Source organism: Stenotrophomonas sp. 610A2, from assembly GCF_030549615.1.
GTDB classification, from domain to species: domain Bacteria; phylum Pseudomonadota; class Gammaproteobacteria; order Xanthomonadales; family Xanthomonadaceae; genus Stenotrophomonas; species Stenotrophomonas pigmentata.
In genome coordinates, this window is record NZ_CP130832.1 from 952135 (window position 1) to 975719 (window position 23585).

Consider the following 23585-nt stretch of genomic DNA (forward strand, 5'->3'; position numbering starts at 1 on the left):
TGGCGAGGTGTACCTTTTTCTGTGCAACACATACAGACACTGAACGAGTTTCGCGATCGCTTTTCTGATAGCTGCAAATCACAAAATTTGTGAAGAACATCACGCTCTTCGCCGGTAACTTGCGCCCGAAGTCAACGGATCGCTTTTGGCTTTCGACACGGATGCAACGCAGGGATGGGTTTGAGTCCGCAACACTCCTTGCTTCCTCCGCCGCTTTCTACTTCTTCAGGGCTGGGTATAGGCAATGCGCAATTTCAAAATTTTCTCCGCACTCATCTTGGTGGCTGCACCGTTCACCGCCAATGCCGTGGATGGCACCATTACCTTCAATGGTGAGGTGACAGACAAGACCTGCACCATCGCGACGCCACAGGGCATTGATTTCACCGTGACCTTGCCGACTGTCTCGACCAGCACGCTTGCTGCGGCGGGGCAGGTGGCCGGTCGCACGCCGTTTTCGATCAATCTCTCCGATTGCAATCCGGGTGATGTGGCCACTTACTTCGAGCCAGGCGCGACGGTGGATCTGGGTACAGGCCGCTTGAACAATGTAGCGGCCACCGCTGCAGCGACGCAGGTACAGTTGCAGTTGCTGGGCGCAAACAACCAGTTCCTGCCGGTGGTGAGTGCGGGTGCCGGTAGCGCCCAGGCCAATTCGCAATGGGTGACGGTGAACGCCGGTGGTTCGGCTGACCTGAATTACTTCGTGGAGTACTACGCCACCGGCGCATCCACTGCAGGTGAAGTCACCAGCAGCGTGAAGTACACCATCATCTACAACTGATTCCCGTCGTCCGCAGCACCGGCCGACGGCATGCTCGGCCGGTGCCGCCTTTTACCGGTTTGCTATCCGTGATGAACTTTCTATCCAGAGTGCTGCTGCCACTTGGGTTGATGCTGGTAGCGGCGCCGCTTGCGATGGCTGGGGTGGTAGTGAATGGCACGCGCGTTGTCTATCCGGCGCAGGCACGGGAAGTGACTGTGCAGGTCGACAACGTGGGTGATTCCCCGTCGTTGGTGCAGGCCTGGGTCGATAGCGGCGACCAGGCGCAGACCGCGGAAAACAGCGATGCGCCCTTCGTGTTGACGCCACCGATCAGTCGCGTGGAGCCGGGGCGCAGCCAAGCGCTGCGGCTTGTCTTCACCGGCGGTGATCTTCCTGCAGATCGTGAATCGGTGTTCTGGCTCAACGTCCTGGATGTGCCGCCTTCGCCGCAGTCTGGTGCCGAGGAACAAAACTATCTGCAGGTGGCGTTTCGCTCGCGGATAAAGCTGTTCTATCGACCGCAGGGACTGGCGGGTAGCGCCAATGATGCACCGCGTGCCCTGCGATGGCGGTTTGCAGGCGGGGTGCTGCGTGTCAGTAACGCCAGCGGCTACAACGTAACGCTGGCCGAGGTGCATGCGATCAATGCAGGTGTCGAGCGCAGCTTGGAACGGCAGGGAAAGATGATCGGTCCGCAGCAGGACCTGCAGTTCAAGGTTGATGGCAGTGTCGAGCAGGTGCGATTCATCAGCATCAATGATTACGGCGGGCGGGCCGAACATACCGCCAGCGTCGACACCGGCGGCTGAGCCGGAGCGCGAGTGCCAAGGTGGCCACGCATCAGTTGTCGCGCAATCGTCCTGAAGGAACGTCAGTGTGATTGAGAGCAGATCAGCAGCATTGAGTAATCATGTGTCGGCGCGTAGCCAGTTGGGGCTGCTGCCGTGCACGTGCGTACTGATGACCGCATTGCATTCCGCGGCGCTGCTTGCGGCGCCGGCAGCGGGGACGAGCATCAGCACGGGTGAGCAGCTGCCGCTGGCAGGCGCTGCGCTGGCACCAGCAAACGTGGCATTTGATTCGGACTTCCTTTCCGGGCAGGGCCAGAAGGTGGATCTGTCTGCCTTCAGCAACGGCAATCCGATGGTGGCCGGGAGCTATCGCGTTGACATCTACGTCAATGGGCGTTGGCAGGGGCGTCGTGACCTGCAGTTCAAGGCAGGTGTCGATGGTGTGGTCGGTGCCTGCATGGGCCTGCCGATGCTGGAAGAACTGGGTGTGGATACCACCACGTTGCAGCCTGGCGCCCCAACGCTGGGAAAGCAGGATGTTCCCGCGGACCAAGCCTGCGTGCCGGTGCAGCAGCGGATGCAAGATGCATCTGCCAGCTACGACGGCGCGAACCTGCGATATGACCTGAGCATTCCGCAGGCTTTCCTGCGGCATGAAGCGCGAGGTTATGTGAACCCGACGCTATGGGACCGTGGGATTACCGCTGCCTTCATTGGTTACAGCTTCAATGCGATGGAAAGCGATATCCGTGTGCCAGGTGGACAGCGCGACCGCTTGGCTTGAACATGGGCCTGAACCTGGCCGGTTGGCAGTTCCGGCAGGACGCCAATCTGACCTGGAGCCAAGGCGAAGGTCGGCACTGGCAGCGTATTGCGACGTATGCCCAGCGTGGTTTTCCACGCATACGCGGCTTGCTCACCATCGGCGAGGCCTATAGCAACGGCGAGTTGTTTGATTCGATCGGCTATCGCGGTATCAGTGTTGCCAGTGATGATCGAATGCTGCCCGATTCACTGCGTGGCTATGCGCCGGTGGTACGCGGCATCGCCGAGACCAATGCACGGGTCGAGATCCGCCAGAACCAGCAGTTGATCTATTCAACGACGGTGGCGCCGGGCAGCTTCGCCATCGAGGACTTGTATCCCACCGGTTATGGCGGTGATCTGGATGTCGCGGTGATCGAGGCTGATGGGCGCCAGCGGACGTTCAAGGTGCCATTCGGTTCGGTGCCGCAGATGCTGCGTCCCGGCGTGTCGCGTTATGCGCTGACCGCGGGGCAGGTGCGCAACGAGCGCTTGCTGGATGAACCATGGTTGCTGCAGGGCACTTACCAGCGTGGCATCGGCAACCAGCTGACGGTGTATGCAGGAAGTACCTTGAGCGAGGGCTACAGTTCGGCGCTGTACGGCGTGGGCGTGGCGACCGGCTTTGGGGCATTTTCCGCCGACATCACCCACGCCAGGACCCGCTTGCAGACGGCCGGGTCGCGGCAGGGGGCGAGTGTACGCTTGAGTTACAGCACCTTGTTTGGTGACGCAGGTACCAACCTGACCCTGGCCGCGTATCGCTACTCCACGCGAGGCTTCTACAGCTTGCATGATGCACTGTATGCGCGGGACGCCATTGATCGCGGCTCCAGGTTTCTGCCGGTTGGGCGCCAGCGCAGCCAGTTCCAACTGACCTTGAACCAGCCCTTGGGGCAGCGTTGGGGGGCGGTCTACCTGACAGGCGCGGTGCGTGATTTCTACGACGTTCCAGGCACCAGCACGCAGTACCAGTTCGGCTACAACACTGCCTGGCGTTCACTGAATCTTGGTTTCTCGGCGCTGCGCACCGAGGACGGTCAATTCGGTAACAAGGACACCGAGTACCTGCTCAGCGTGAGCATGCCGCTTGGTCGCAGCGACCATCCATTGTCGGTCAGTGCAGACCTTGGCATGCGCGGGCACGGCGGCTATGACAGCAGCCGCATCGGTGTCACCGGTAGTGTCGGCTCGCATGACAAGCTCAGCTATGGCGTCGCCCTGTCTGATAGCCGTGATGGCGGCACCAGCGGTATTGCCACAGCCAATTACCAAGGCCGATACGCAACGCTCAATGGCTCATATGGCCATGCCCGTGACTTCCGCCAGGTCTCGATGGGCGCTACCGGTAGCCTGGTCGCGCATGCTGGCGGCGTGACGCTCACACCGCAGCGCGGTGACACGATGGTCGTGGTCCAGGCTGAAGGTGCACGCGATGCACGTTTGACCAATGCAGCGGGTGTGCGGGTGGATGGCAGGGGATATGCCGTGGTGCCTTACGCGGCGCCATACCGGCTCACCACCGTCACCCTCGACCCGCAGGACATGTCGCGTGGGGTTGAGCTGGAAAGCAGTAGCCAATCGGTGGCGCCTTATGCTGGTGCAATCAGCTTCCTCCGCTTCGAGACCCGCAAGGGGCGCGCACTGCTGATACAGGTTCGGGACGTCGATGGCCAGCTGCTGCCGTTTGGTGCCCAGGCCAAGGATGAGCACGGGCAGCCCGTTGGCATGGTGGGGCAGTCCGGTCGGCTGTACCTGCGCAGCGAACGCGATGTGGCCCGGCTGCAGCTGGCATGGGGCGATGGAGAGGATCAGCAATGTGCCGTCGATTATCAGCTGCCCGCTGCGGGCGACGCGGAGCCGGTGGGTTTCATCAAGATGGAGGCAACATGTCGTTGATCACTGGCGGTTGGCGTATGGGTTCTCTGTTTGCATGCATCTCTGTTGGCGCATTGCTTGCGACAGATGCCCAAGCCAGGTGCACGCTGAATGCCACGACATTCGTGGCCCAGGACGTGCAGATGGACATGGGCCAGGTGACGATCCTGCCGACCCTTCCGGTTGGCGGCTTGATCAAGGAGCTGGTGGTGGTATCAACGAACGTGCCAATGCGGCGCGATGCAACGGCGCTGGTAGCGCCATCGGTATCTTCAACAATGCGGCGCAACGTATTGCAGTCCCTGGCTTCAGCAACGTTTATGCCACCGACGTTGCGGGTGTTGGCATCCGGGTCTACCGTGACTCCGGCGATATCAAGGCGTTCTACCCCCATACCCTGTTGTTGCCGGACTCCGATAATGTGCGGCTTGCTGCGGGGACGTTCCGGGTCGAGCTGATCAAGACGGCTGCGGTTACCGGCTCCGGGTTGATCGCTCCCGCTGGCAGGTTCACGACGTATTACTTCGATGGCGATGGCGCTACCAAGCCGGTGCTTGTTTCCACTTTCCGCGGCAGTGGCACCACCGTGGTCAATCCCACCTGCTCGGTGCAGGCAGGCAGCCGCAATATCGTGGTGGACTTTGGTTCGGTACCGGCCAGCACCTTCACAGGTGTTGGCAGCCGTGCGATGGATCGTGATTTTGATATCCGCCTGGACTGCCAGGGCAGCAACGTCGCACAGTTCCAGAGCAGGATCGGCATCCGTCTGGACGCCGCCCAGGACAGTTCCAACCTGCCGGGGGTATTGCCGCTGACCGTTGCCGCCAATGCGGCGAGTGGTATCGGCATCGAACTGGTGCAGCGCAACGGCAGCGCCGAACAACAGATACGTTTCGCGCAGAACATCGACCTGGGCGTGAGTGTTGCCGGGTCAAGCACGCTTAGCTTGCCGCTGCGGGCGCGCTACGTGCAGACCCGCGCAGGCAGGGTAACGCCCGGCAAGGCCAATGGTGCTGCGACGTTCACCATCCAGTACAACTGAAGGGCCAGGCCGTCGTACGCCACACAGGCGCGGCTTTCGTTGTTGGGAGGCTGTGGTGTCCCCGGGGGCAGCATGGCCGGCGCAAGGCCGTGGCGGGGAGTAATGCCCCCGTTCTAGAATGCCTGCTCATCATCAAGGGGGCAGTGCATGGGGATGCATGTCGACATCAACTGCATCAACTGTGATCGCGCCGTCAGCGGCGCGGATCAGAAGTTCTGCCCGGGCTGCGGCCAGCCGACCCCGGCGCATCGCATCGACTGGCATTTCCTGGGCCATGAGCTCGAGCACAGCGTGCTGCACATGGACCGGGGCATCCTGTTTTCGATCAAGCAATTGATGGGCAGGCCAGGCCCCTTGCTGCGGGATTACATCAACGGCAAGCGTGGCAACCAGGTCAAGCCGTTGCTGCTGATCACGATGATGTCAGCGGTGGTACTGCTGCTGAATCGCCTGCTCATCGGTACCAGCATCGTTGATGGCGGTGCGTCCGAAGCCATGCTCGCAGGCCAGGCGTTGCCGCCTGAGATGCTGCGGTTCATGACCGCTTCGCGTGCCGTTGGCGCGTGGATAGAGTCCCACTTCGCGGCGTTCACGCTGATCTTGCTGCCGGTCGAAGCGTTGGCGTTCCGGCTGGTATTCAGCCGTTACAGCAAGCTGAATTATCCCGAGTGGCTGGTGATAACGACGTTGCTTACCGTGCAGACCTTTGTCATCTGGTCCGTGCTGGTGGTGCTGCACCGTTGGTTGCCGCAAACCCAGGCGCTGGCCGGCATGCTTGGGATGATCTACATCGTGTTCTCGCTGGTGCAGTTCTTCCAGCCGCGACCGATATGGTCGACCGTGTGGCGCAGCGCGTTGGCGCTGGGATTGTTCTCGGTGGTCAGCGGAATACTCGTGTTCGCGGGAACCATCGTCGTCATGGCGCTTGGCTGACCTGCCAGCGTTGGCTGCGCAGGTTCACCGCAGTCACTCCAGCGCATACCGCAGCACGAACAGCCCGGCCACCAGCCACACTGCAGGGTGGACCTCGCGCCAGCGCCCGGTACCAGCCTTCAACGCCGCGTAGGCGATGAATCCGAAGGCCAGGCCGTTGGCGATGGAGTAGGTGAAGGGCATCGCCAGCGCGCACAACGCGGCGGGCACCGATTCGGTCAGGTCATCCCACTTCACTTCCACCAGCTCGCGCAGCATCAGCCCGGCGACGAACAGCAGTGCCGGCGCGGTGGCATAGGACGGCACCATCGCCGCCAGCGGTGAGAACAACAGCGCGGCCAGGAACAGCGCGGCAACCACCAGCGCGGTCAGCCCGGTACGGCCGCCCACCTGCACGCCGGAGGCGCTTTCGGCAAAGGCGGTGGTGGAGCTGGTGCCCAGCAGCGAGCCCGCGACAATCGCGCTGCTGTCGGCCAAAAGGGCGCGGCTGAAGCGCTTCTTGCTATCTTCCAGCTTCAACAGCCCGGCGCGTCCCAGCACGCCGTACAAGGTGCCGGTGGCATCGAATACTTCCACCAGCACGAACACCAGCACCACCTGCAGAAGCACCGCCAGCGGCGCGCCGCCGTCATGGTGCAGCAGGCCCGGTAGATCCAGTTGCAGGAAGGTCGGGGCCAGGCTTGGCGGCAGGGAAACGATGCCCTGGTACTGCACCGAGCCAATCGCCCAGCCAATGGCGGTGACCGCGAGGATGCCGATCAGGATGGCGCCACGCACCTTGCGTGCTTCGAGGATGGCGATCAGCAGGAAGCCGGCCAGGGCCAGCAGCGGCGGCGCGGTATTGAGTGGACCGAGCGTGAGCATGGTGTCTTCGTTGGCAACGATCACGTTCGACTTCTGCAACGCGATGATGGCCAGGAACAGACCGATGCCGGCGACGATCGCCGAGCGCAACGAGGCGGGAATACCGGCCACCAACCAGGCGCGGATGCCAGTGAGCGACAACACCCAGAACACGATGCCGGAGATGAACACCGCCGCCAGCGCCTGTTGCCAGGGCAGGCCTGCAGCGCCAACCACGGTGAAGGCAAAGAATGCGTTCAAGCCCATGCCAGGTGCCATGCCGACCGGATAGTTGGCGGCCAGCGCCATCACCGCCGAGCCAATCGCCGCCACCAGGCAGGTCGCCACGAACACTGCGCCCGGGTCCATGCCGGTGGTGCCGAGGATTTCCGGATTGACGAAGACGATGTAGGACATCGTCAGGAAGGTGGTGATACCGGCCAGTACCTCTGTACGGACGCTGGTGCCGTGCTGTTGCAGTTTGAAGATTCGGTCGAGCAGGGACATGGGGAATTCCGACGGACAGGCGGCTTGCTGTCCCTTCTCCCGCCTGCGGGAGAAGGTGCCCCGAAGGGGCGGATGAGGGGTGCTTCACCCGCTCTTCAAGCCTTTTTGGCTAATGCAAGCGCTGTCGGTTTCCGCGCAGAGCTTGCCCTCACCCCAACCCCTCTCCCGCAGGCGGGAGAGGGGCTCAAGCAGCGGTTGCGCGATCTGCGGGCACCGCCAAAAGCAGACGGCCGCACTGGGCGGCCGTCTGTCGGGTATTACTTCAGCGCCTTGAAACGCAGACGCTTGGGACCGGCATCGTCGCCGAGGCGACGCTTCTTGTCCTCTTCGTACTCGCGGTAATTGCCCTGGAAGAACTCGACGTGCGAGTCGCCTTCGAAGGCAATGATGTGCGTGGCGATGCGGTCCAGGAACCAGCGGTCATGCGAAATGACGAAGGTGTTGCCCGGGAACTCCAGCAACGCATCTTCCAGCGCACGCAGGGTTTCGATGTCCAGGTCGTTGGACGGTTCGTCGAGCAGCAGCACGTTGCCACCCTGCAGCAGGGTCTTGGCCATGTGCAGGCGGCCACGCTCACCACCGGACAGCGAGCCGACCATCTTCTGCTGGTCCTGGCCCTTGAAGTTGAAGCGGCCGATATAGGCACGCGACTGGATCTCGACACCGTTGATGTTGAGGATGTCCAGGCCGCCAGCGATTTCCTGGAACACGTTGTGGTTGCCGGTCAGCGCGTCGCGGCTCTGGTCGACGTAGGACAGCTTGACGGTCGGGCCGACCACGATCTCGCCCGAATCCGGCTTTTCCTGGCCGGTGATCATCTTGAACAGGGTCGACTTACCGGCACCGTTCGGGCCGATGATGCCGACGATGGCACCCGGAGGGATGATCATCGACAGGTTGTCGATCAGCAGGCGCTCGCCGAACTTCTTGGAGACGTTCTTGAACTCCATCACCGAGTTGCCCAGGCGCTCGCCCGGCGGGATGAAGATTTCATTGGTCTCGTTGCGCTTCTGGTAGTCAACGCTCTGCAGCTCTTCCAGGCGGGCCAGACGGGCCTTGCCCTTGGTGCGACCACCCTTGGCGTTCTGGCGCGACCACTCCAGTTCCTTCTGGATCGCCTTCTGGCGAGCCTTTTCCTGGTTGTCTTCCTGCTTCAGGCGCTCGTCCTTCTGCTCCAGCCACTGGGTGTAGTTGCCCTTCCACGGAATGCCGCGGCCGCGGTCGAGTTCCAGGATCCACTCAGCGGCGTTGTCCAGGAAGTAGCGATCATGGGTGACGGCCACCACGGTGCCGGTGTAGCGCGCCAGGAACTGCTCCAGCCATTCCACCGACTCGGCGTCCAGGTGGTTGGTCGGTTCGTCGAGCAGCAGCATGTCCGGCTTCTGCAGCAGCAGGCGGCACAGTGCCACGCGGCGCTTTTCACCACCGGACAGGTTGCCGATCACCGCGTCCCACGGCGGCAGGCGCAGGGCGTCGGCGGCCACGTCCAGCTGGTTCTCCAGCGTGTGCGCATCGCCAGCGGCCAGGATGGCTTCAAGCCGTTCCTGTTCCTTTGCCAGTGCGTCGAAGTCGGCGCCTTCCTCGGCATAGGCGTCGTAGATCTTGTCCAGCGCGGCCTGGGCCTGCAGCACTTCGCCCACGCCTTCCTCGACCGCCTGACGCACGGTCTGGGCAGGGTCCAGACGCGGTTCCTGCTCCAGGTAGCCGACCTTGATGCCAGCCTGCGGGCGGGCCTCGCCCTCGAAATCGGTGTCCACGCCGGCCATGATCTTCAGCACGGTGGACTTGCCGGCGCCGTTCAGGCCCAGCAGGCCGATCTTGGCACCGGGGAAGAACGACAGCGAGATGTCCTTGATGATCTGCCGCTTGGGCGGGACCACCTTGCTGACGCGGTTCATGGTGTAGATGTATTGCGAGGACATGACGTCTCCGTAGCGCACGCCTGCGCCCGGTCCGGATGAGGACTAGGCCCAAGGCAAAAGGGAATCCCCGATTATAACCGCAACCCCGGTAGGGCCGGCGGTGGCGTCAGGGCGCTTGCTGATTTATGAATGGGAAAGTCCGTAACCGTTTCCAGCCGGAAACCGTTCAGATCGAGTGAGCATTATGGAAACCGTCCACCAACCCAGTGAGGGCCACCCATGAAGATGAACCGCTTTGTTGTCGCTGCGATGACCACCGTAATGGCGTTAGGTGCCACCGCCCCGGCCTTTGCGGCGGGTGACCGGGACGACCACGACCGTGGCCGCCACGGCTGGGATGACCGCGGCAGGGGTCATGATCGCGGCCGTGGCCATGACCGCCATGAGCGCCGGGACGACCGTCGCCACTACGCCAATGGCTACCGTGAGGGTTACCGCGACGCCCGCTACAACGACCGCCGCTACTACGCTCCGCCGCCGCGCGTGGTGTACCGCCCGTACGGCTTCGAGCGTGGCCACCGCTATAGCAACTACTACGGCGGCCCGGTCTATGTGGTCAACGACTACAACCGTTACCACGTGCGTCGCCCGCCATACGGCCACCGCTGGATCCGCGATGACCGCGGCAACATGCTGATGGTGGCCATTGCCACCGGCATCATCGCCGACATCGTGTTCAACCACTGATCGGCAGCTGGCTGGCAGGAAAGGGCGCATCCATTGGATGCGCCTTTTTTCATTGCGCAGGGGGCATCACTCGGGCTGCATGCCCAGGCAACTGCCCCGTTGCGCACCGGTGCAGGCCGCAGGTTGGTTTACCCCGCCATCACTGACCGAGATCGACGGGCTCGGGCTTGGGACTGCTGGTAGCGGAGCAGGGGCCTGCGGCAGATTTGTGGCAACCAGCTGTGCTGCCAGAGTCGCGGTCTGGTTGGATGTTCCGCCCACCTCCAGCTGACCACTTTGGTAGCGGATGTCGTAGTTGCCAAGGCCAGTGCCGATGGCGTCGCTGGCAAGGATGTCGTACCGGCCCGGTCGTGCGGAAGCACTGCTGCCCGCGCTGAACAGATGCAGGCCGTCGACCGTATCCTGATTTTTCAGTCCTTCCACGGAATAGTCGTGCAAGCTCAGGTTCTGCCCGATCCGCTTCCAACTGTCGACAGCGGTGATGGTCAATCCGGCCTTGCCAATGTTCATGGAGCCATCGACATAGGTGATGGCGTAGTTGGAAAGTCCAGTGCCGTCGGCATTGCTGGCGGTGATGGTGTAGTCGCCGACATTGGCGGTGGCAGCGGAGCCATTGCTGTGCAGGTCGACTGAGGACACGCTGTCACCGTTGACCAGGCCATTGCTGGTGAAGCCGGCGAAGCCACCGCTCTGCCCATAGGTCTTGCCACCGTTGTTGGCAGTGATGGTCAATGCCTTGGGATCAACCCATAGCTCGCCTTGCACGAAGGAAAGGGCATATCCGCTCGCCCCTGTGTCAAGTGTTCCCGCAGAGACATCAACGGCATACGGTGTCGTCGCTACCCCCGCATTGGCTGACGCGCCCGCAGAGGTCAGCAGTGGGTTGCCGGTTATCAGGTCGGCGACGTTGTCGGCCAGGTAGGCGCCGGAGACACCTGCCATGGCGCCAGTGATGGAAAAGGCATTGCCAGGATCGATGCTGTCGCCATAGACCTTGCGCAGCGTGTTTGCCGTGACCATCAGTGTCGGCTGCAAGGCAAACAGGTACCTGTTGTCGGAGCCCGCTCCCCGTGCGAAGGCAACGGTGTTCCACAATGCGGTATTGCCGCTGTCAAGGCCACCAAATAAATGGTTCTGGAACGGAGATGCCAGGTAGACCTGCCAGCGTCCCGGCCCGCTCAACGCAATCGCGTTGCTGCCGGCACGATTGTCGAAAATGCCGGTGGTGGCCAGGTCCACATTCGCGGCACGTATCTGGCCGTCCAGGCGCAGCCCTGCATCCGCACTCACCTGCAGATCGCCGGTGGTGGTGATGTTGCCAAGCTGCATGCTGTCGGTGCTGGCGAGGCGTGCCGAGGCGGCATTGATATCGACGCGCCCCCCAAAGCGGTTGCCTGCTTGCCCAAGCCGGATGGCACCGCCGGCATCCAATTGGCTGGAGCCGGCAACCTGCAGGGGAGAGCTTTGTTCAATGTCGCCTGTGGATGTTGCCGTCAGGTTGCCGCCGATCCGGCTGTCGCCAAAATCCAGCTGCTGTCCACTGACAGTTGCGTCGGCGCTGACGATCGTGTTTTCCATCGATAGCCCCGACGCGCTACCGGCGTCCAGTGTGGCGGCAATGACTCCATCCAGTGCCAGGTTCGGCCGCGCACGGATGCGCACCTGGTTGCCGGTCAGCGCAACCTTGCCCGCGAAGCTGTTGGTGCTTGTATCCAGCACCAGGTTGCCACTGCTGCCGGCACTGAAGCTGGCGTCGCCACCGACGGTGAGCGTACCGCCCTGGGTGAACCCGGTGCTGCTGCTGACGTCAAGCCGGCCACTGGTGCGGATCGCCTGCGCGATCACGCTTGCCCCCTTGAGTTCGAGATTGGCCAGCCCCGCGCCGGGCGTGGTACCCGCACCGGACTGCAGTTCAAGCGTGCCGTGCGCGTTGAGCGCCAGGCTGCTGCGGCCATCACTGCTGCCGTCGATACGACCCGCCAGCAGGTTGCCGTTGTTGCTGCGGACGCTGAACAACCGGGGGGTGTTCGAAACCAGGTTGACGTTGCCCAGCCGGATCGCGCCATCGGCCATGATGTTGCCGCCGAGCTGGAGCGGGCCCGCATCACTGATGTCGAGACTGGCGAGCGCCTGATTGCCGCCGACGTCATCGGCAAACACCACGTTGAGCCCGCGTGCGAGCGTCAGTGCGTACCCACCATCGATCCGCCCCCGGAAGTTGATCTGGCCAAGCTGGCTGCTGAGCACGCTGTCGCGGGTCAGCACCACATCGCCCTGGAAGTACTGCAGGCCGACGCTCCTGCCACTGGCGGGAAGCTGTACGACAGCAGCCGTCGCCATCAGGCTGTCAACATCGAAATCGGAGAACGCCAGCGTGCCCGCAGCGGAGATGTAGGCGCCGCGACCCTTCAGTGACACCTCACCGCCAAACCGGTTGGCCGGCTGGCCCAAACCATTCGCCCTGTCGAGGTTGATGGGGCCGCCGGCGTTGATGCGGGTGGTACCACCGATGTCCAGCACGCTGCCGCTGGCCTGCTGCAGTCCACCAGCCAGATTCAGCCCGAGGCTGCCCTGCAGCGAAGTACTACCCAGCAGCAGATTGCCTGCGCGAAGTTCGGCGTTCCCGCCCTGCAGCGTGACTTCACCGTCGAAGCGATTGGCAGCATCGGTCAGCATGATGTCTCCCAGGCTGCTGAACCGGGACAGGCCATCGACCTGGTAACTGCCGGTCTGGAGCAGATTGAGCTGGGAGTCGATGCCGAGGTTGCCCTTGCTGACGATGCCACGACCGCTGAAGAGCAGTCCGCTGATGCCGACATCAGCGGCACTGATGTTGCCGTTGACCTGGATCCGGTTGCTGGTATTGATTGTCAGGTTGTAGCCACTGCCGATGTTGCTGGAAATGCCATCGGTGGTGATGACGCCATCATTGGTGCTGATCAACTGCGTGTTGCCGTCCAGCCGGATGTCACCCTGCAGCAGAATCTCGCGTTTGCTGGCAATGCGACTACCCAGGGTGATGGTATCGGCACTGGCGTACAGGCGATCCACCGCCCCGGTGGCACCCACCGAGCCGCCGAGCGTGAGCTGGCGCGCGCTCAGGCTCAGATCGCCACCGTCACCGTCGACCGCTCCGCCCAGCGTCATGTTTCCGCCCAGCGAAGTCAGGCGGCGCGATCCGTATACCTGCAACGGACCGGTGAACGCGAGCATGCCAAGGGTGGTGACGTCGCCGGACAAGCGCGCACCGCTGCCGGTGGCGACACTCAATCCCTGCAATGCAGTGCTGCCGCCAATGGCGCCCAGGAAGGTGGTCACTCCGCTGGCGGCGACACCCAGGTAGTAGCTGCCATCAACCGTGGCATCGAACCGGATCGTTCCGCCCTGCAGCGTCGAGTTGCCCTGGAGTGTCACTGCGGACCGATAGGCCTGGTCACTGGACGTGGTGATCGTACCGCTCAGGCCAAGGCTGCCGCCCTGCGCATCCAGGCTGCGCGCATCGATATCGCCCAGGTTCAGTGCACCGATGCCGACCAGACTGACATCGGCCCCTTTCGCGCTGACCCGGTTGCCGAAACTGTTGCCGGCATGGGTCAGGGTGATGTTGCCCGTAGCTGCGTCGAGCGCGGTACTGCCACCTACCGACAGCACCCCGCTGTTCGCCAGGCTGGTCGAGGTGGCCAGGGTCAGGTCGGTACCGACATGGCCGCCAACGCGGCTGATGGCATTGCTCGCCTGTTCCAGGGTCACTCGGCCCTGCGTGTCCAGTTGCAGCGCGCCCTCCAGCGAACCCGCGGTCTGGCTGATGTTGTTCGCGTCGATTCCGATCGAGTCTGCCTTGATCGAGCCTGACAGCACCACGTCGCCGTTGATGCCGCCATTCAAGTCCACAGTCGTGGCGTCGATGCTGCCGCCGGCCATCTGGATGGCAACCGGCCCGCCCATGACAGCCGATCCCACCACGGACATCGTCTTGGCCGTGATGATGGCATCGTTGATCGCCACCGGAGCGGAACTGCGAATGGTGAGGCTGCCGTCGGTGCCATCGATCGCATTGGCGATGATCGTGCCACCGGCGTTGATGCCGGTAGAGGTGAGACCTGGTCCCATCAGCGCCGTCATGCTGATGTTGCGTGCACTGAGGGTGCCGACGTTGCTGATACCGGTACCTGCCATGCCACTCGCTGCGGTGGTGGCGAAGGCAAGGCTCGGCATTCCGGTCGATGACACGCCGGTCACCGCGGTGACCGCGCCGGCCGCCACCAGGTCGATATTGCCAAGCGGTGCCGCGATGTAGCCGTTGTTGAACACCGAGCCGCCGACCAGACTGATGCCTCCGGCCGTGGCTGTCAGCGTGCCTCCCAGGTTGCTGACCGCGGCATTGGTCCCTGTGCCGCCCAATTCGAAACTGGGCGGCAACCCGCCACCATCCAGCGGAATCCCCTGTGCGCCGGGCATCAAGGTGCTGGCCAGCAAGCCACCCACGTTGACGCTGGCAGTGCCGGTGAACGTAATGCCCGCCGGATTGAGCAGGAATACCTGTCCGTTGGACAGCAGCTGGCCGCTGATGATGCTGGCGGACGGGCCGGTAACCAGGTTGATCGCCGTCGACCTCGAGCCCGCCGCCTGATCGAACCTGACCGTGTTGCTGGAGCCGATGCTGAAGCTGCTCCACTGGAATAACGCAGCCTGGCTCTGCTGGGTGACCGTCATGGTGTTGCCATTGACGTTGATCGTTCCCGAGCCCGCCGTGATGGTGCCGTTCTGTGGCAGGGTCTGCGCGCCAGCCAGGGAGGCGATGGATAGCAGCAACGCGCCGGTCAGCGCACCCACCAACGGAGGCAACCGGTGACTGTCGCGGCGATGGTGGTTGCGGCGCGCAGGTGTGCCGTGCTCCGGGGCCACCTGCACCAGTCCGAGGGCTGTGTTGTAGACAAGGCGGTAGATGCGGTTCATGTCGGTGTCCTCAGAACGTGCTGCTGATGCGCGCCCAGTACTGGGTGCTGCGGTGTTCGCTGCCGATGTAGCTGCCGGTGGGTTTGGGTGCGCTCATGTCCAGGCGCAGCTCGGGTTTCCACGGCAGGCGCAGGCCTATGCCCAGGCCTGCACCTTCCAAGGTGACGGGAAGCGCACCCAGGCGCCGGTTGGCTGCGGCAGGTGAACTGCGTCCCCAGTCATAGAACAGAGATACATCGACCAGATCACCCCAGCGTCGCCCATCGAACGGCGAAGGCGCATCGGCGAAACCCGGGGCACTGAGCTGGTACTCGAAGGTGGCCTGCACACCGCGATCATCCAGCGCGCTGGACAGCGAATAGGCACGCACGCTGGTCGGGCCGCCGATGCTGAACTGTTCGAGTGGGGTGAGTGCATCGTCGGTGAACTGCGCGCTGCCGCGCAGCAGCAGCCGCTGGTTGCCTGGCAGCGCCTGCAGGCGGGCAAGCTGGGCGCGAATGATCCAGAAATAGGCGGTGTGTGACGGATACAGCCAGTTCAACTCGGGTGATTCATCGTTGATCGACTTGCGAACCGACACCTGCGCCAGGTTGATGCCGCGCCAGCGCTGGTCGGTATGGCGCAGGCTCAGCCCGGCATCGATGACATCGAACGTATGCCGCGACAACTGCATGCCCAAGGCATCCAGCGTCGACTGCTCATGCACCCAACGTGCCGAGGCCTGTACCTGCAGGTTGCTGCGCTGGATGAACTTCCAGTCACTGCCGGCGTAGAACAGGGTGGTTGGGCCGGTCAGGCGCATGGCCGCGAATGGACCGCTGTTGACTTCCATCTCGCTGCGGCTGACGCCGGCGGTGGCGCTGAGGCCATCGACCTTGGACGAGGGGATGCTCAGCGACAGGGCGGCTTGCCAGCTGTCGGCCGGGTCCAGTCCGTAACCCAGGCTGGCGGCCAGCACATCGCCCGCGCCCAATGCGTTGAAGGCGCTGACGCCCAGTTCGGCGCGGTACTTGCCGGTGCTGTCGGTGCCGTGGTTGCTCAGCCCGGCGGTGATCTCGTAGGGATGGGCGCTGTCCTCGGCGACCAGGATGATGTCGGTGTCGCCGGGTTCAAGGCCAGGTTGCAGCACCGAGCTGACCGATACGCCGGGCAGGTCACGGGCATACAGAAGGGCGCGTTCCAGTTCCGGCCTGCGCAGGGGGCGGCCGATCAGCCCCAGGCTGCTGGCGCTGAGCTGGTCGTCACGGTAACGGCGGCTGCCCTGTACCAGCACCCGGCCAACCCGGCCTTCGATGACCTTCAAGGTCAGGATCTGGCTGTCGCCGATCTGCTGTGGCGGGATGTAGGCGACCGAGACCAGGAAGCCCGCATCCCGGTAGGTCTGGGTAATGCGCGCGGTGATCTGCTCGATCTGCGGAAAGCTCAATGCGGCCGGCAGGGTCGGGCTGATCTCGCGCAGGGCTTGGTTGGCGACGGCCTCCACCGAGGCCGCGCTGATGCCGTTGGCAGGGTGTTCGCCAACCCCTTCCACGCTGACCCTGGCGACCTGCACGGTGGCAGCAGCTGTCGTGGCGGGATCTGCGGCCTCGGCGGAAGCTGGCTGGCCGAGGGCCAAGGCCAGCGCGGTGGCAAGCAAGGCCGCGTTGGCGCGCAGCGGGCGAGGGGATGGATGGCAGGTGGTGCGGCCGGGAACGGGCATCAGCGGGGTATTCCTTGCGATTCAACAGATTGGCCGGCGACCGGAAAAGTCCTGGCCCTACTCTGTTAACCGTAAGAACCTCTCCGGGACGATCACCGAAATCAGGTAATCCCGTTGATTTGTGACGAACATCACCCTTCGAAATCCGGCGGCAAGCACGGCATTTACCGAATGAACAGGCGGCCCAACGGCAGGAACGGGCTACAATCGACAGCTCCCTCGCCCCCGTACCAGGAGCTGTGATGTTCCCGCGTGAAGCCCGTATCGAGTCCTACGATCCCGAGTTGGCCAAGGCCATTGCCGATGAGTGCCAGCGTCAGGAAGACCATGTCGAGCTGATTGCCAGCGAGAACTACGCCAGCCCGATGGTGATGGAAGCGCAGGGCAGCCAGCTGACCAACAAGTACGCCGAGGGTTACCCGGGCAAGCGCTACTACGGTGGCTGCGAGTACGTGGACATCGCCGAGAAGCTGGCCATCGACCGCCTGAAGCAGCTGTTCGGCGCCGATTACGCCAATGTGCAGCCGCACAGCGGCTCGCAAGCCAACCAGGCCGTGTACTTCGCGCTGCTGCAGCCGGGCGACACCATCCTGGGCATGAGTCTGGCCCACGGCGGCCACCTGACCCACGGTGCCAAGGTCAATGCCTCGGGCAAGATCTTCAACGCGGTCCAGTACGGCGTGAACGAAGCCGGCCTGATCGACTATGACGAAGTCGAGCGCCTGGCCCTGGAGCACAAGCCGAAGATGGTGGTGGCTGGTTTCTCCGCCTATTCGCAGGTCATTGACTGGGCGCGCTTCCGCGCCATCGCCGACAAGGTCGGTGCCTACCTGTTCGTGGACATGGCGCACGTTGCCGGTCTGGTGGCTGCCGGTGTCTACCCGAACCCGATCGAACACGCACACGTGGTCACCTCGACCACCCACAAGACCCTGCGTGGTCCGCGTGGCGGCATCATCATTGCCAAGGGCGCAGGCGAAGAGATCGAGAAGAAGCTGCAGTCGATCGTGTTCCCGGGCATCCAGGGCGGTCCGCTGATGCACGTCATCGCCGCCAAGGCAGTGGCCTTCAAGGAAGCGCTGGAGCCGGAATTCAAGGCCTACCAGCAGCAGGTGGTGAAGAACGCGCAGGCGATGGCCACCACGCTGATTGCGCGCGGTTACAAGATCGTCTCCGGCGGCACCCAGAACCACCTGATGCTGGTCGACATGATCGGCAAGGACGTGTCCGGCAAGGATGCGGAGGCTGCATTGGGCAAGGCGCACATCACCGTCAACAAGAACTCGGTGCCGAACGACCCGCGTTCGCCGTTCGTGACCTCGGGCCTGCGCCTGGGCACCCCGGCCATCACCACCCGCGGTTACCAGGAAGCCGATTGCGTTGCGCTGGCCAACTGGATTGCCGACGTACTGGACGCACCGGCCGATGAAGCCGTCATTGCCCGCGTGCGTGATGCGGTCAGCGAACAGTGCCGCAAGTACCCGGTTTACGGCTGATCGTGGCGGGTGCCAGCGTTGGGTGGTGCCCGTTCGCCCTGAGTTGACCGCATTACCCCGGGTTGGGCGCTTGCCCCGGCCCGGGGTTTGTTGTATCTGCGTTACAGGTTTTCCACGTCGCATGCGCGGCGCCTGATGTCCAAGGCTTGAAACATGTACTGCCCGTTCTGCCAGCACACTGACACCCGCGTGATCGACTCACGCGTTTCCGAAGATGGCGCTACCATCCGTCGCCGCCGTGGTTGCGAAGCCTGTGGCGAACGTTTCAGCACGCTGGAAACCATCGAGCTCAAGCTGCCGGTGATCGTCAAGAGTGACGGCGGCCGCGAAGCCTTTGATGCGCGCAAGCTGCGGGTGGGCTTCGACCGCGCGCTGCAGAAGCGGCCGGTCTCGGAAGAGCGCATCGAGGCGGCAGTACGCGCGGTGGTGCACCAGCTGCGCATGTGCGGCGAACGCGAAGTGCCGTCGATCAAGGTCGGTGGCTTCGTGATGGACGAGCTGCGCAAGCTTGATCACGTGGGCTATGTGCGCTTCGCCTCGGTCTACCGCAGCTTCGAGGACGTGGCCGATTTCCGCGACGAGATCGAGAAGCTGGAACGTGATCACTCCAGTGATGAGGATCAGCTGCCGTTGTTGGCGCAAGCGCGGGCGGAAGCAGCGCGTGCGGGCAGGAGCGGTAAGCGCTGAGCGATGGACGGCGGGAAAGGAGGCCTGCAATGGTGATGCAATCAGTGGGGAAGGGTTTCCTGCGACACGGGCTTGCCACCGGGCTGTTGTGGCTGGGCTTGGTTGCATTGGCACAGGCGCAGTCCGCTGCCGAAGATGCGGCACGACGGGCCCGGTTGGCGGCCGAGGAAGCAGTCGAGGCGCTCGCGCTGACGGAATCGGGTCGAGCCCCGGCCTTGAACCAACCGGACGCCAGCGTTGCCCGGCACGCACTGGTCGCCAGCTATCGTATCGACGAAGGCGGATTTGCAGGCTCCGTCCTGCAGCTTGGCGACGATGGTGACTATTCGCTTCAGCTGAGCATGGCGCCACTGCATCGCGTCTTGAAGGGAAAGTGGGAGCTGCAGGACAGCGCATTGCTGCTGCATCCGCACGGTGATCCGGCCGGTGCCGTGCAGTTGGTGCCACATGAAGCCAGGTTGGCGGAGCGAGCACGGTTGCAGCAGCTTTTGGCCGACCTGCAGCAGGCGCATTCGGACCCTGCGGATCGCAGCGGCCAAAGCGAGCGTGAGGAGCTGCAGGCGCAATTGGCGGCAACGCATGAAACGGGCAGGCCCTTGTACGTGACGCTGGACGATCCAATGAGCGGCGTTGCCAGTGAAGGGGTGGAGGTAATGCTGGAGCTGGGTCAGGGGCAGGGCGAACTGGCCGCCGAAGGCAAACTGCCGGGGGAAAACACCTATCGCTTCCCGTCACCGGGACCAGGGCAGGTAGTGCTTGCGCTGCGGTTGCAGTTCCCAGGCATGGATGCGCCACAGCGGCTGCCGCTGTCACCGCCACTGCGGCCCAGCTACCAGGTGCTGTTCGATGCTTGTGCGGTTGGCATGTGCGAATCGGCCTCGATGATCCTGTTGCTGGAGCAGGGCGATGATGGTGCGCGCCTGCATGCCCTGGATGTGGGCGTGTTCCATCGCGTTAACGACTAGAGTCCTGAGTACGTCGCCTGCCCAACGTGGTTGCTTGAGTTGAATCCGATGAAGATCGTCAATCTGCAGGACCGGCGCGAACTGTTGCCGGCAATCGCGCTTGCCCATGTGCAGGCCTTTGGCACGTTGCTGCCGGACTGGACCGTAGCGCAGGCCGAGGCTGAGCTGGCCGCGCAGCAACGCGATGGCATCCCCTGCAGTTGGCTGGCCGAAGATGCTGATGGCTGGTTGGGATCGGTCAGCCTGCTGCACGACGATCACGAGCAGATCCGTGGTTGGTCGCCATGGCTGGCATCGCTGTATGTGAGCCCCGCGGCGCGCGGCAAGGGTGTGGGGGCTGCCTTGGTAGCGCATTGCGTCGCGCAGGCGGCGGCGTTAGCGGTGCCGGTGTTGTACCTGTATTGCGAGGCGCCCATGGTGGCTTGGTACCGCAGCCTGGGGTGGCGGGTGCACACCGAGCTGCAGCTGGGACCGCTGGCAGTCACTGTGATGGCGATGGATACCGGGCACGCTTGGGTTGCGCCGGGGCAGCGATCCTGACTTCGCTGCGCATACACTTGTCTGCAATCGCTTCCGCAATGGTGGCGGCTGTATTCGCAATGAGGTTCCAGCCATGAGTCAATTCACCGCCACCGATCACCTGCTGATGGCCCGCGCGCTGCGCCTGGCCGAGCGTGCTGCCTGGACCACGCGGCCCAACCCGATGGTGGGCTGCGTGATCGCGCATGGTGATGAGGTGGTGGGCGAGGGCTGGCACCAGCGCGCTGGTGGGCCGCATGCCGAGGTGTTCGCGCTGCGTCAGGCAGGTGAGCGAGCCCGCGGCGCGACTGCCTACGTCACCCTGGAGCCCTGCGCGCATTACGGGCGCACGCCGCCGTGCGCTTTGGCCTTGATCGATGCCGGCGTTGGCCGGGTAGTCGCGGCGATGGCCGATCCCTTTCCTGATGTCGATGGCGGCGGCTTTGCGCTGCTGCGGCAGGCTGGCATCACCGTCGAAGTGGGCTTGATGGCAGCGCAGGCGCGCGAGCTCAACCGCGGTTTCCTGTCGCGTATCGAGCGGGGCAGGCCGTTCGTACGGGTGAAGCTGGCCGGTAGCCTGGACGGGCGCACGGCAATGGCCAACGGCGAATCAAAGTGGATCACCGGTGAGGCTGCGCGCGCCGATGTGCAGCAGTGGCGCGCGCGTGCTGCGGCGATTCTGACCGGTGCGGCCACGGTGCTGGCGGATGATCCGTTGTTGACCGCGCGGCCGGATGCGGGCGAATTCCTGCCGCCGTTGCGGGTGGTATTGGATGCACGCTTGCGCACATTGGAATGCAAACGCGTGCGCGAAGGCGATGCGCCTACCTTGTATCTGCATGATCCTGCGCTGACCGCACCCAGCTTGGAAGGTGCCGAGTTCGGCCCCGTGCGCGTGCAGGATGATGGCCGGCTTGATCTGGGCGAAGTGATGTCGCTGCTGGCTGCGCGCAGCATCAACGAGGTGCATGTCGAAGCCGGGCCAACTTTGTGTGGTGCCTTGCTCAAGGCCGGATTGGTGGACGAACTGCTGCTGTACATGGCACCGCTGCTGATGGGCGACGGCGCAAGGCCGCTGCTGGCAGGCCTGGGCATCGATGCGATGGCGCAGGTGCGGCGCTTGCAGTTGGTGGACACCCGCATGCTGGGACAGGATCTACGCCTGCTGCTGCGGCCGGAATAAAACCAGTCTGCAGTTGTAGGAGCGGCGTAAGCCGCGAAGCACGTACATCACCAGATCGCGCCAGCAACACGATGTTTCATTGATGCCAGCTTCGCGGCTTACGCCGCTCCTACAAGGCAGGGTCTGGCAGGGCTTGCGTCTGTGTGATTGCCCTGGTCCAGGTTCCTGTTCAGCTCGACTTGGCCAAATGCAACCGTTTGCGGATGTGGGAGCGGCGTAAGCCGCGAAGCTGGTGCATCATCAGATCGCACAACTGCCCGGTGCTTCCATACGGCCAGCTTCGCGGCTTACGCCGCTCCCACAAGGCAGTGCAGGTGTTGATGCCGGTGTCTGGTTGCGCAAAGCGCGCAAAAAAAACGGGGGCCTTTCGGCCCCCGCTGCATTAATCCCGGTAGTGCCGGATCAGAAGCTGGCGCGCACGCCGACCGAGTACTGGGCGTAATCGCCCTGCCACTGGCCTTCAGCAACCACGCCCCAGGTCTTGTTGAACTTGACCTGGCCGCCCAGCACGCCGACGAACTCGGTGTCCATGTCGCTGCCATCGATGGCGCCGCCCTTGATCCAGGCTTCGGTACGTGCCGACGGCTTACCGCGCAGGCCCAGGGTCGCGCGACCGGCGTTGGTGTGGTCCTTGTAGGTGCCGTTGAACTGACCGGCACCGCTGACCTTTTCTTCAAGGTTCAGGCGCAGCCATGCGATGTCGGCGGTGAAATCGACGCGGTCGCTCATGTTCATGTGGTAACCGACGCCAAACTCCGGCTGGCCCAGACGGAACTTCGAGCGCACGCCATTGCCCCAGCCGACGGACTTGGTGACCTGCGAATAGCTCGCGAACAAGTTGACCTTGTCAGCGATATCGTAAGAACCGCGCAGGTAGGCGCCGTCCAGGCTCGGATCGTTCAGATCGTTGTCGTTGATCTGGACCTGGGTCCAGCCTGCCTCGGCGTAGGTGTAGCTCAGCTCGTCGGCGGACGCGACAACAGGTGCGGCAGCCAGCATGGCGGCCAGAATCAGGGTCTTGCGCATGGAATCCTCTTAGACGTGATGTCCGTGTCGACCAGCCCATTGCGGACCGGGACCGCAACGTCATGTCGCGGCGGGCTGGATTCTAACGATGTTTTTACATATGACAAGCGGCGCTTGCTCGCAGCCGTTGGATGCATTCAGCGGTTTCGCAGGATCTCGTTCGTCTTCGAGAGCTGTTGTTGCAAGCGCTCTGGCCGAGAAATCATGTAATGCCGAAGGCTTTGCAGTTCTCTCGGTTGCGGTTTTAGCCGGGAACTTCCAGAACAATCCTATTACCAGGTGCTTCGATTCCACCTACTTTGAGCGCGCTCAAGGATGAGCAACAGGGCTCTGAGGTAGTAATCGTCTTGAAGGTCGAAAGTGCATTGTTCCTCTGTGTTGCGCTGCTCTGGTTTGTGGCTGCCGCCCAGTCGGCCAGGCCGGAGCCAACGATGATTGGCTTGGGCAGCATGTTCGCGCTGGTAAGTGTCGGCAGCTTTTTCAGGCCCAGGCGCTAGCGGGGTGTGCGACGGCCGATGAGGTGGTGGCTTGAGCTGCGGCAGGGCACTTCCATCGAGCCCAGAGGCCGCTGGCTCCGGCCTGTTCCATCGGTGGGAAGCACTTGTTCAGCTGGGTCAGGGGCTTCATGCGACCGGCGCTGATACAATCACCGCGCCGGTTCGCCGGCACATACAAACGTCTTCAGGGCGGGGTGCAACTCCCCACCGGCGGTAGGTGTACTGCTCCCGAAAGGAGCGCTGCACAAGCCCGCGAGCGCTCCAGCCAAGGCCACGCAAACGTGTGGCTGCCCGGCAGGAGGTCAGCAGATCCGGTCAGATGCCGGAGCCGACGGTCATAGTCCGGATGAAAGAAGACGGTGTTTCGGGCCCCTTGCGGGGTCC

General features: G+C 63.4%; 17 protein-coding genes and 1 riboswitch. Of the genes, 12 read left to right on the plus strand and 5 right to left on the minus strand.

Going from position 1 to position 23585, the window contains the following annotated elements; translation table 11 throughout:
* Nucleotides 1-244 precede the first annotated feature (244 nt).
* From Q5Z11_RS04180 to Q5Z11_RS04205, 6 genes are all read left to right on the plus strand, one after another.
* Nucleotides 245-784 carry a fimbrial protein gene (locus Q5Z11_RS04180; protein WP_303748861.1) on the plus strand — a complete coding sequence of 180 codons (540 nt, stop codon included), beginning with the start codon at nucleotides 245-247 and terminating at the stop codon, nucleotides 782-784.
* A gap of 71 nt (nucleotides 785-855) precedes the next feature.
* Nucleotides 856-1575 (plus strand): fimbrial biogenesis chaperone, encoded by a 720-nt coding sequence (locus Q5Z11_RS04185; protein ID WP_303748862.1) that lies wholly within the window; start codon nucleotides 856-858, stop codon nucleotides 1573-1575.
* A 151-nt stretch (nucleotides 1576-1726) separates the two neighbouring features.
* Complete coding sequence (locus Q5Z11_RS04190; protein ID WP_303748863.1) at nucleotides 1727-2341, plus strand: FimD/PapC N-terminal domain-containing protein; 615 nt, start codon at nucleotides 1727-1729, stop codon at nucleotides 2339-2341.
* A 2-nt stretch (nucleotides 2342-2343) separates the two neighbouring features.
* A complete protein-coding gene (locus tag Q5Z11_RS04195; RefSeq protein WP_303748864.1) occupies nucleotides 2344-4260 on the plus strand; it encodes a fimbria/pilus outer membrane usher protein in 1917 nt (638 codons plus the stop codon).
* Nucleotides 4261-4339: 79 nt separating this feature from the next.
* Complete coding sequence (locus tag Q5Z11_RS04200) at nucleotides 4340-5281, plus strand: fimbrial protein (RefSeq protein ID WP_303748865.1); 942 nt, start codon at nucleotides 4340-4342, stop codon at nucleotides 5279-5281.
* A gap of 147 nt (nucleotides 5282-5428) precedes the next feature.
* Nucleotides 5429-6214, plus strand: a complete 786-nt coding sequence (locus Q5Z11_RS04205; protein WP_303748866.1) for a DUF3667 domain-containing protein — start codon at nucleotides 5429-5431, stop codon at nucleotides 6212-6214.
* A gap of 33 nt (nucleotides 6215-6247) precedes the next feature.
* On the opposite strand, the gene Q5Z11_RS04210 is transcribed toward Q5Z11_RS04205, so the two are convergent.
* Entirely contained in the window at nucleotides 6248-7564 is a 1317-nt protein-coding gene (locus Q5Z11_RS04210) for an NCS2 family permease (protein WP_303748867.1), read from the minus strand.
* A 257-nt stretch (nucleotides 7565-7821) separates the two neighbouring features.
* Nucleotides 7822-9486, minus strand: coding sequence for an energy-dependent translational throttle protein EttA (ettA, locus tag Q5Z11_RS04215; protein ID WP_303748868.1), 1665 nt, complete (start codon nucleotides 9484-9486; stop codon nucleotides 7822-7824).
* Nucleotides 9487-9705: 219 nt separating this feature from the next.
* On the opposite strand from ettA, the gene Q5Z11_RS04220 reads away from it, so the two are divergent.
* The gene (locus tag Q5Z11_RS04220) at nucleotides 9706-10173 is read left to right on the plus strand and encodes an RcnB family protein (RefSeq protein WP_303748869.1); all 468 of its coding nucleotides are present in this window, start codon (nucleotides 9706-9708) and stop codon (nucleotides 10171-10173) included.
* Nucleotides 10174-10239: 66 nt separating this feature from the next.
* Here the strand turns inward: Q5Z11_RS04220 and Q5Z11_RS04225 are convergent, their stop codons facing one another.
* Nucleotides 10240-15129, minus strand: coding sequence for an MBG domain-containing protein (locus tag Q5Z11_RS04225; RefSeq protein WP_303748870.1), 4890 nt, complete (start codon nucleotides 15127-15129; stop codon nucleotides 10240-10242).
* A 10-nt stretch (nucleotides 15130-15139) separates the two neighbouring features.
* Complete coding sequence (locus tag Q5Z11_RS04230) at nucleotides 15140-16828, minus strand: ShlB/FhaC/HecB family hemolysin secretion/activation protein (protein ID WP_303748871.1); 1689 nt, start codon at nucleotides 16826-16828, stop codon at nucleotides 15140-15142.
* A gap of 242 nt (nucleotides 16829-17070) precedes the next feature.
* On the opposite strand from Q5Z11_RS04230, the gene glyA reads away from it, so the two are divergent.
* The 5 genes from glyA to ribD all read left to right on the plus strand — a co-directional run bounded on the left by glyA (nucleotide 17071) and on the right by ribD (nucleotide 21678).
* The gene (gene glyA, locus Q5Z11_RS04235) at nucleotides 17071-18324 is read left to right on the plus strand and encodes a serine hydroxymethyltransferase (protein ID WP_303748872.1); all 1254 of its coding nucleotides are present in this window, start codon (nucleotides 17071-17073) and stop codon (nucleotides 18322-18324) included.
* A gap of 153 nt (nucleotides 18325-18477) precedes the next feature.
* A complete protein-coding gene (gene nrdR / locus Q5Z11_RS04240) occupies nucleotides 18478-19011 on the plus strand; it encodes a transcriptional regulator NrdR (RefSeq protein ID WP_303748873.1) in 534 nt (177 codons plus the stop codon).
* Nucleotides 19012-19040: 29 nt separating this feature from the next.
* Nucleotides 19041-19976 (plus strand): hypothetical protein, encoded by a 936-nt coding sequence (locus Q5Z11_RS04245; protein WP_303748874.1) that lies wholly within the window; start codon nucleotides 19041-19043, stop codon nucleotides 19974-19976.
* Nucleotides 19977-20024: 48 nt separating this feature from the next.
* Nucleotides 20025-20516, plus strand: coding sequence for a GNAT family N-acetyltransferase (locus tag Q5Z11_RS04250; RefSeq protein ID WP_303748875.1), 492 nt, complete (start codon nucleotides 20025-20027; stop codon nucleotides 20514-20516).
* Between the two features lie 73 nt (nucleotides 20517-20589).
* Nucleotides 20590-21678, plus strand: coding sequence for a bifunctional diaminohydroxyphosphoribosylaminopyrimidine deaminase/5-amino-6-(5-phosphoribosylamino)uracil reductase RibD (gene ribD, locus Q5Z11_RS04255; RefSeq protein WP_303748876.1), 1089 nt, complete (start codon nucleotides 20590-20592; stop codon nucleotides 21676-21678).
* A 402-nt stretch (nucleotides 21679-22080) separates the two neighbouring features.
* Here ribD and Q5Z11_RS04260 read toward each other — a convergent pair whose 3' ends face one another.
* Nucleotides 22081-22704: a hypothetical protein gene (locus Q5Z11_RS04260; protein ID WP_303748877.1), complete on the minus strand. Its 624-nt coding sequence runs from the start codon at nucleotides 22702-22704 to the stop codon at nucleotides 22081-22083.
* 673 nt (nucleotides 22705-23377) lie between these two features.
* A riboswitch (FMN riboswitch) is annotated at nucleotides 23378-23563 on the plus strand.
* Nucleotides 23564-23585 lie beyond the last annotated feature (22 nt).

Excerpts from the sequence above, each read along its gene's own strand:
- nrdR (WP_303748873.1), top strand. The coding sequence starts at position 18,478 with ATGTACTGCCCGTTCTGCCAGCACACTGACACCCGCGTGATCGACTCA.
- Q5Z11_RS04195 (WP_303748864.1), top strand. The coding sequence starts at position 2,344 with ATGGGCCTGAACCTGGCCGGTTGGCAGTTCCGGCAGGACGCCAATCTG.
- Q5Z11_RS04260 (WP_303748877.1), bottom strand. The coding sequence starts at position 22,704 with ATGCGCAAGACCCTGATTCTGGCCGCCATGCTGGCTGCCGCACCTGTT.
- Q5Z11_RS04205 (WP_303748866.1), top strand. The coding sequence starts at position 5,429 with ATGGGGATGCATGTCGACATCAACTGCATCAACTGTGATCGCGCCGTC.
- Q5Z11_RS04210 (WP_303748867.1), bottom strand. The coding sequence starts at position 7,564 with ATGTCCCTGCTCGACCGAATCTTCAAACTGCAACAGCACGGCACCAGC.
- ettA (WP_303748868.1), bottom strand. The coding sequence starts at position 9,486 with ATGTCCTCGCAATACATCTACACCATGAACCGCGTCAGCAAGGTGGTC.
- Q5Z11_RS04190 (WP_303748863.1), top strand. The coding sequence starts at position 1,727 with ATGACCGCATTGCATTCCGCGGCGCTGCTTGCGGCGCCGGCAGCGGGG.
- Q5Z11_RS04245 (WP_303748874.1), top strand. The coding sequence starts at position 19,041 with ATGGTGATGCAATCAGTGGGGAAGGGTTTCCTGCGACACGGGCTTGCC.
- Q5Z11_RS04185 (WP_303748862.1), top strand. The coding sequence starts at position 856 with ATGAACTTTCTATCCAGAGTGCTGCTGCCACTTGGGTTGATGCTGGTA.
- Q5Z11_RS04225 (WP_303748870.1), bottom strand. The coding sequence starts at position 15,129 with ATGAACCGCATCTACCGCCTTGTCTACAACACAGCCCTCGGACTGGTG.
- Q5Z11_RS04230 (WP_303748871.1), bottom strand. The coding sequence starts at position 16,828 with ATGCCCGTTCCCGGCCGCACCACCTGCCATCCATCCCCTCGCCCGCTG.
- Q5Z11_RS04250 (WP_303748875.1), top strand. The coding sequence starts at position 20,025 with ATGAAGATCGTCAATCTGCAGGACCGGCGCGAACTGTTGCCGGCAATC.
- Q5Z11_RS04220 (WP_303748869.1), top strand. The coding sequence starts at position 9,706 with ATGAAGATGAACCGCTTTGTTGTCGCTGCGATGACCACCGTAATGGCG.
- ribD (WP_303748876.1), top strand. The coding sequence starts at position 20,590 with ATGAGTCAATTCACCGCCACCGATCACCTGCTGATGGCCCGCGCGCTG.
- Q5Z11_RS04180 (WP_303748861.1), top strand. The coding sequence starts at position 245 with ATGCGCAATTTCAAAATTTTCTCCGCACTCATCTTGGTGGCTGCACCG.
- glyA (WP_303748872.1), top strand. The coding sequence starts at position 17,071 with ATGTTCCCGCGTGAAGCCCGTATCGAGTCCTACGATCCCGAGTTGGCC.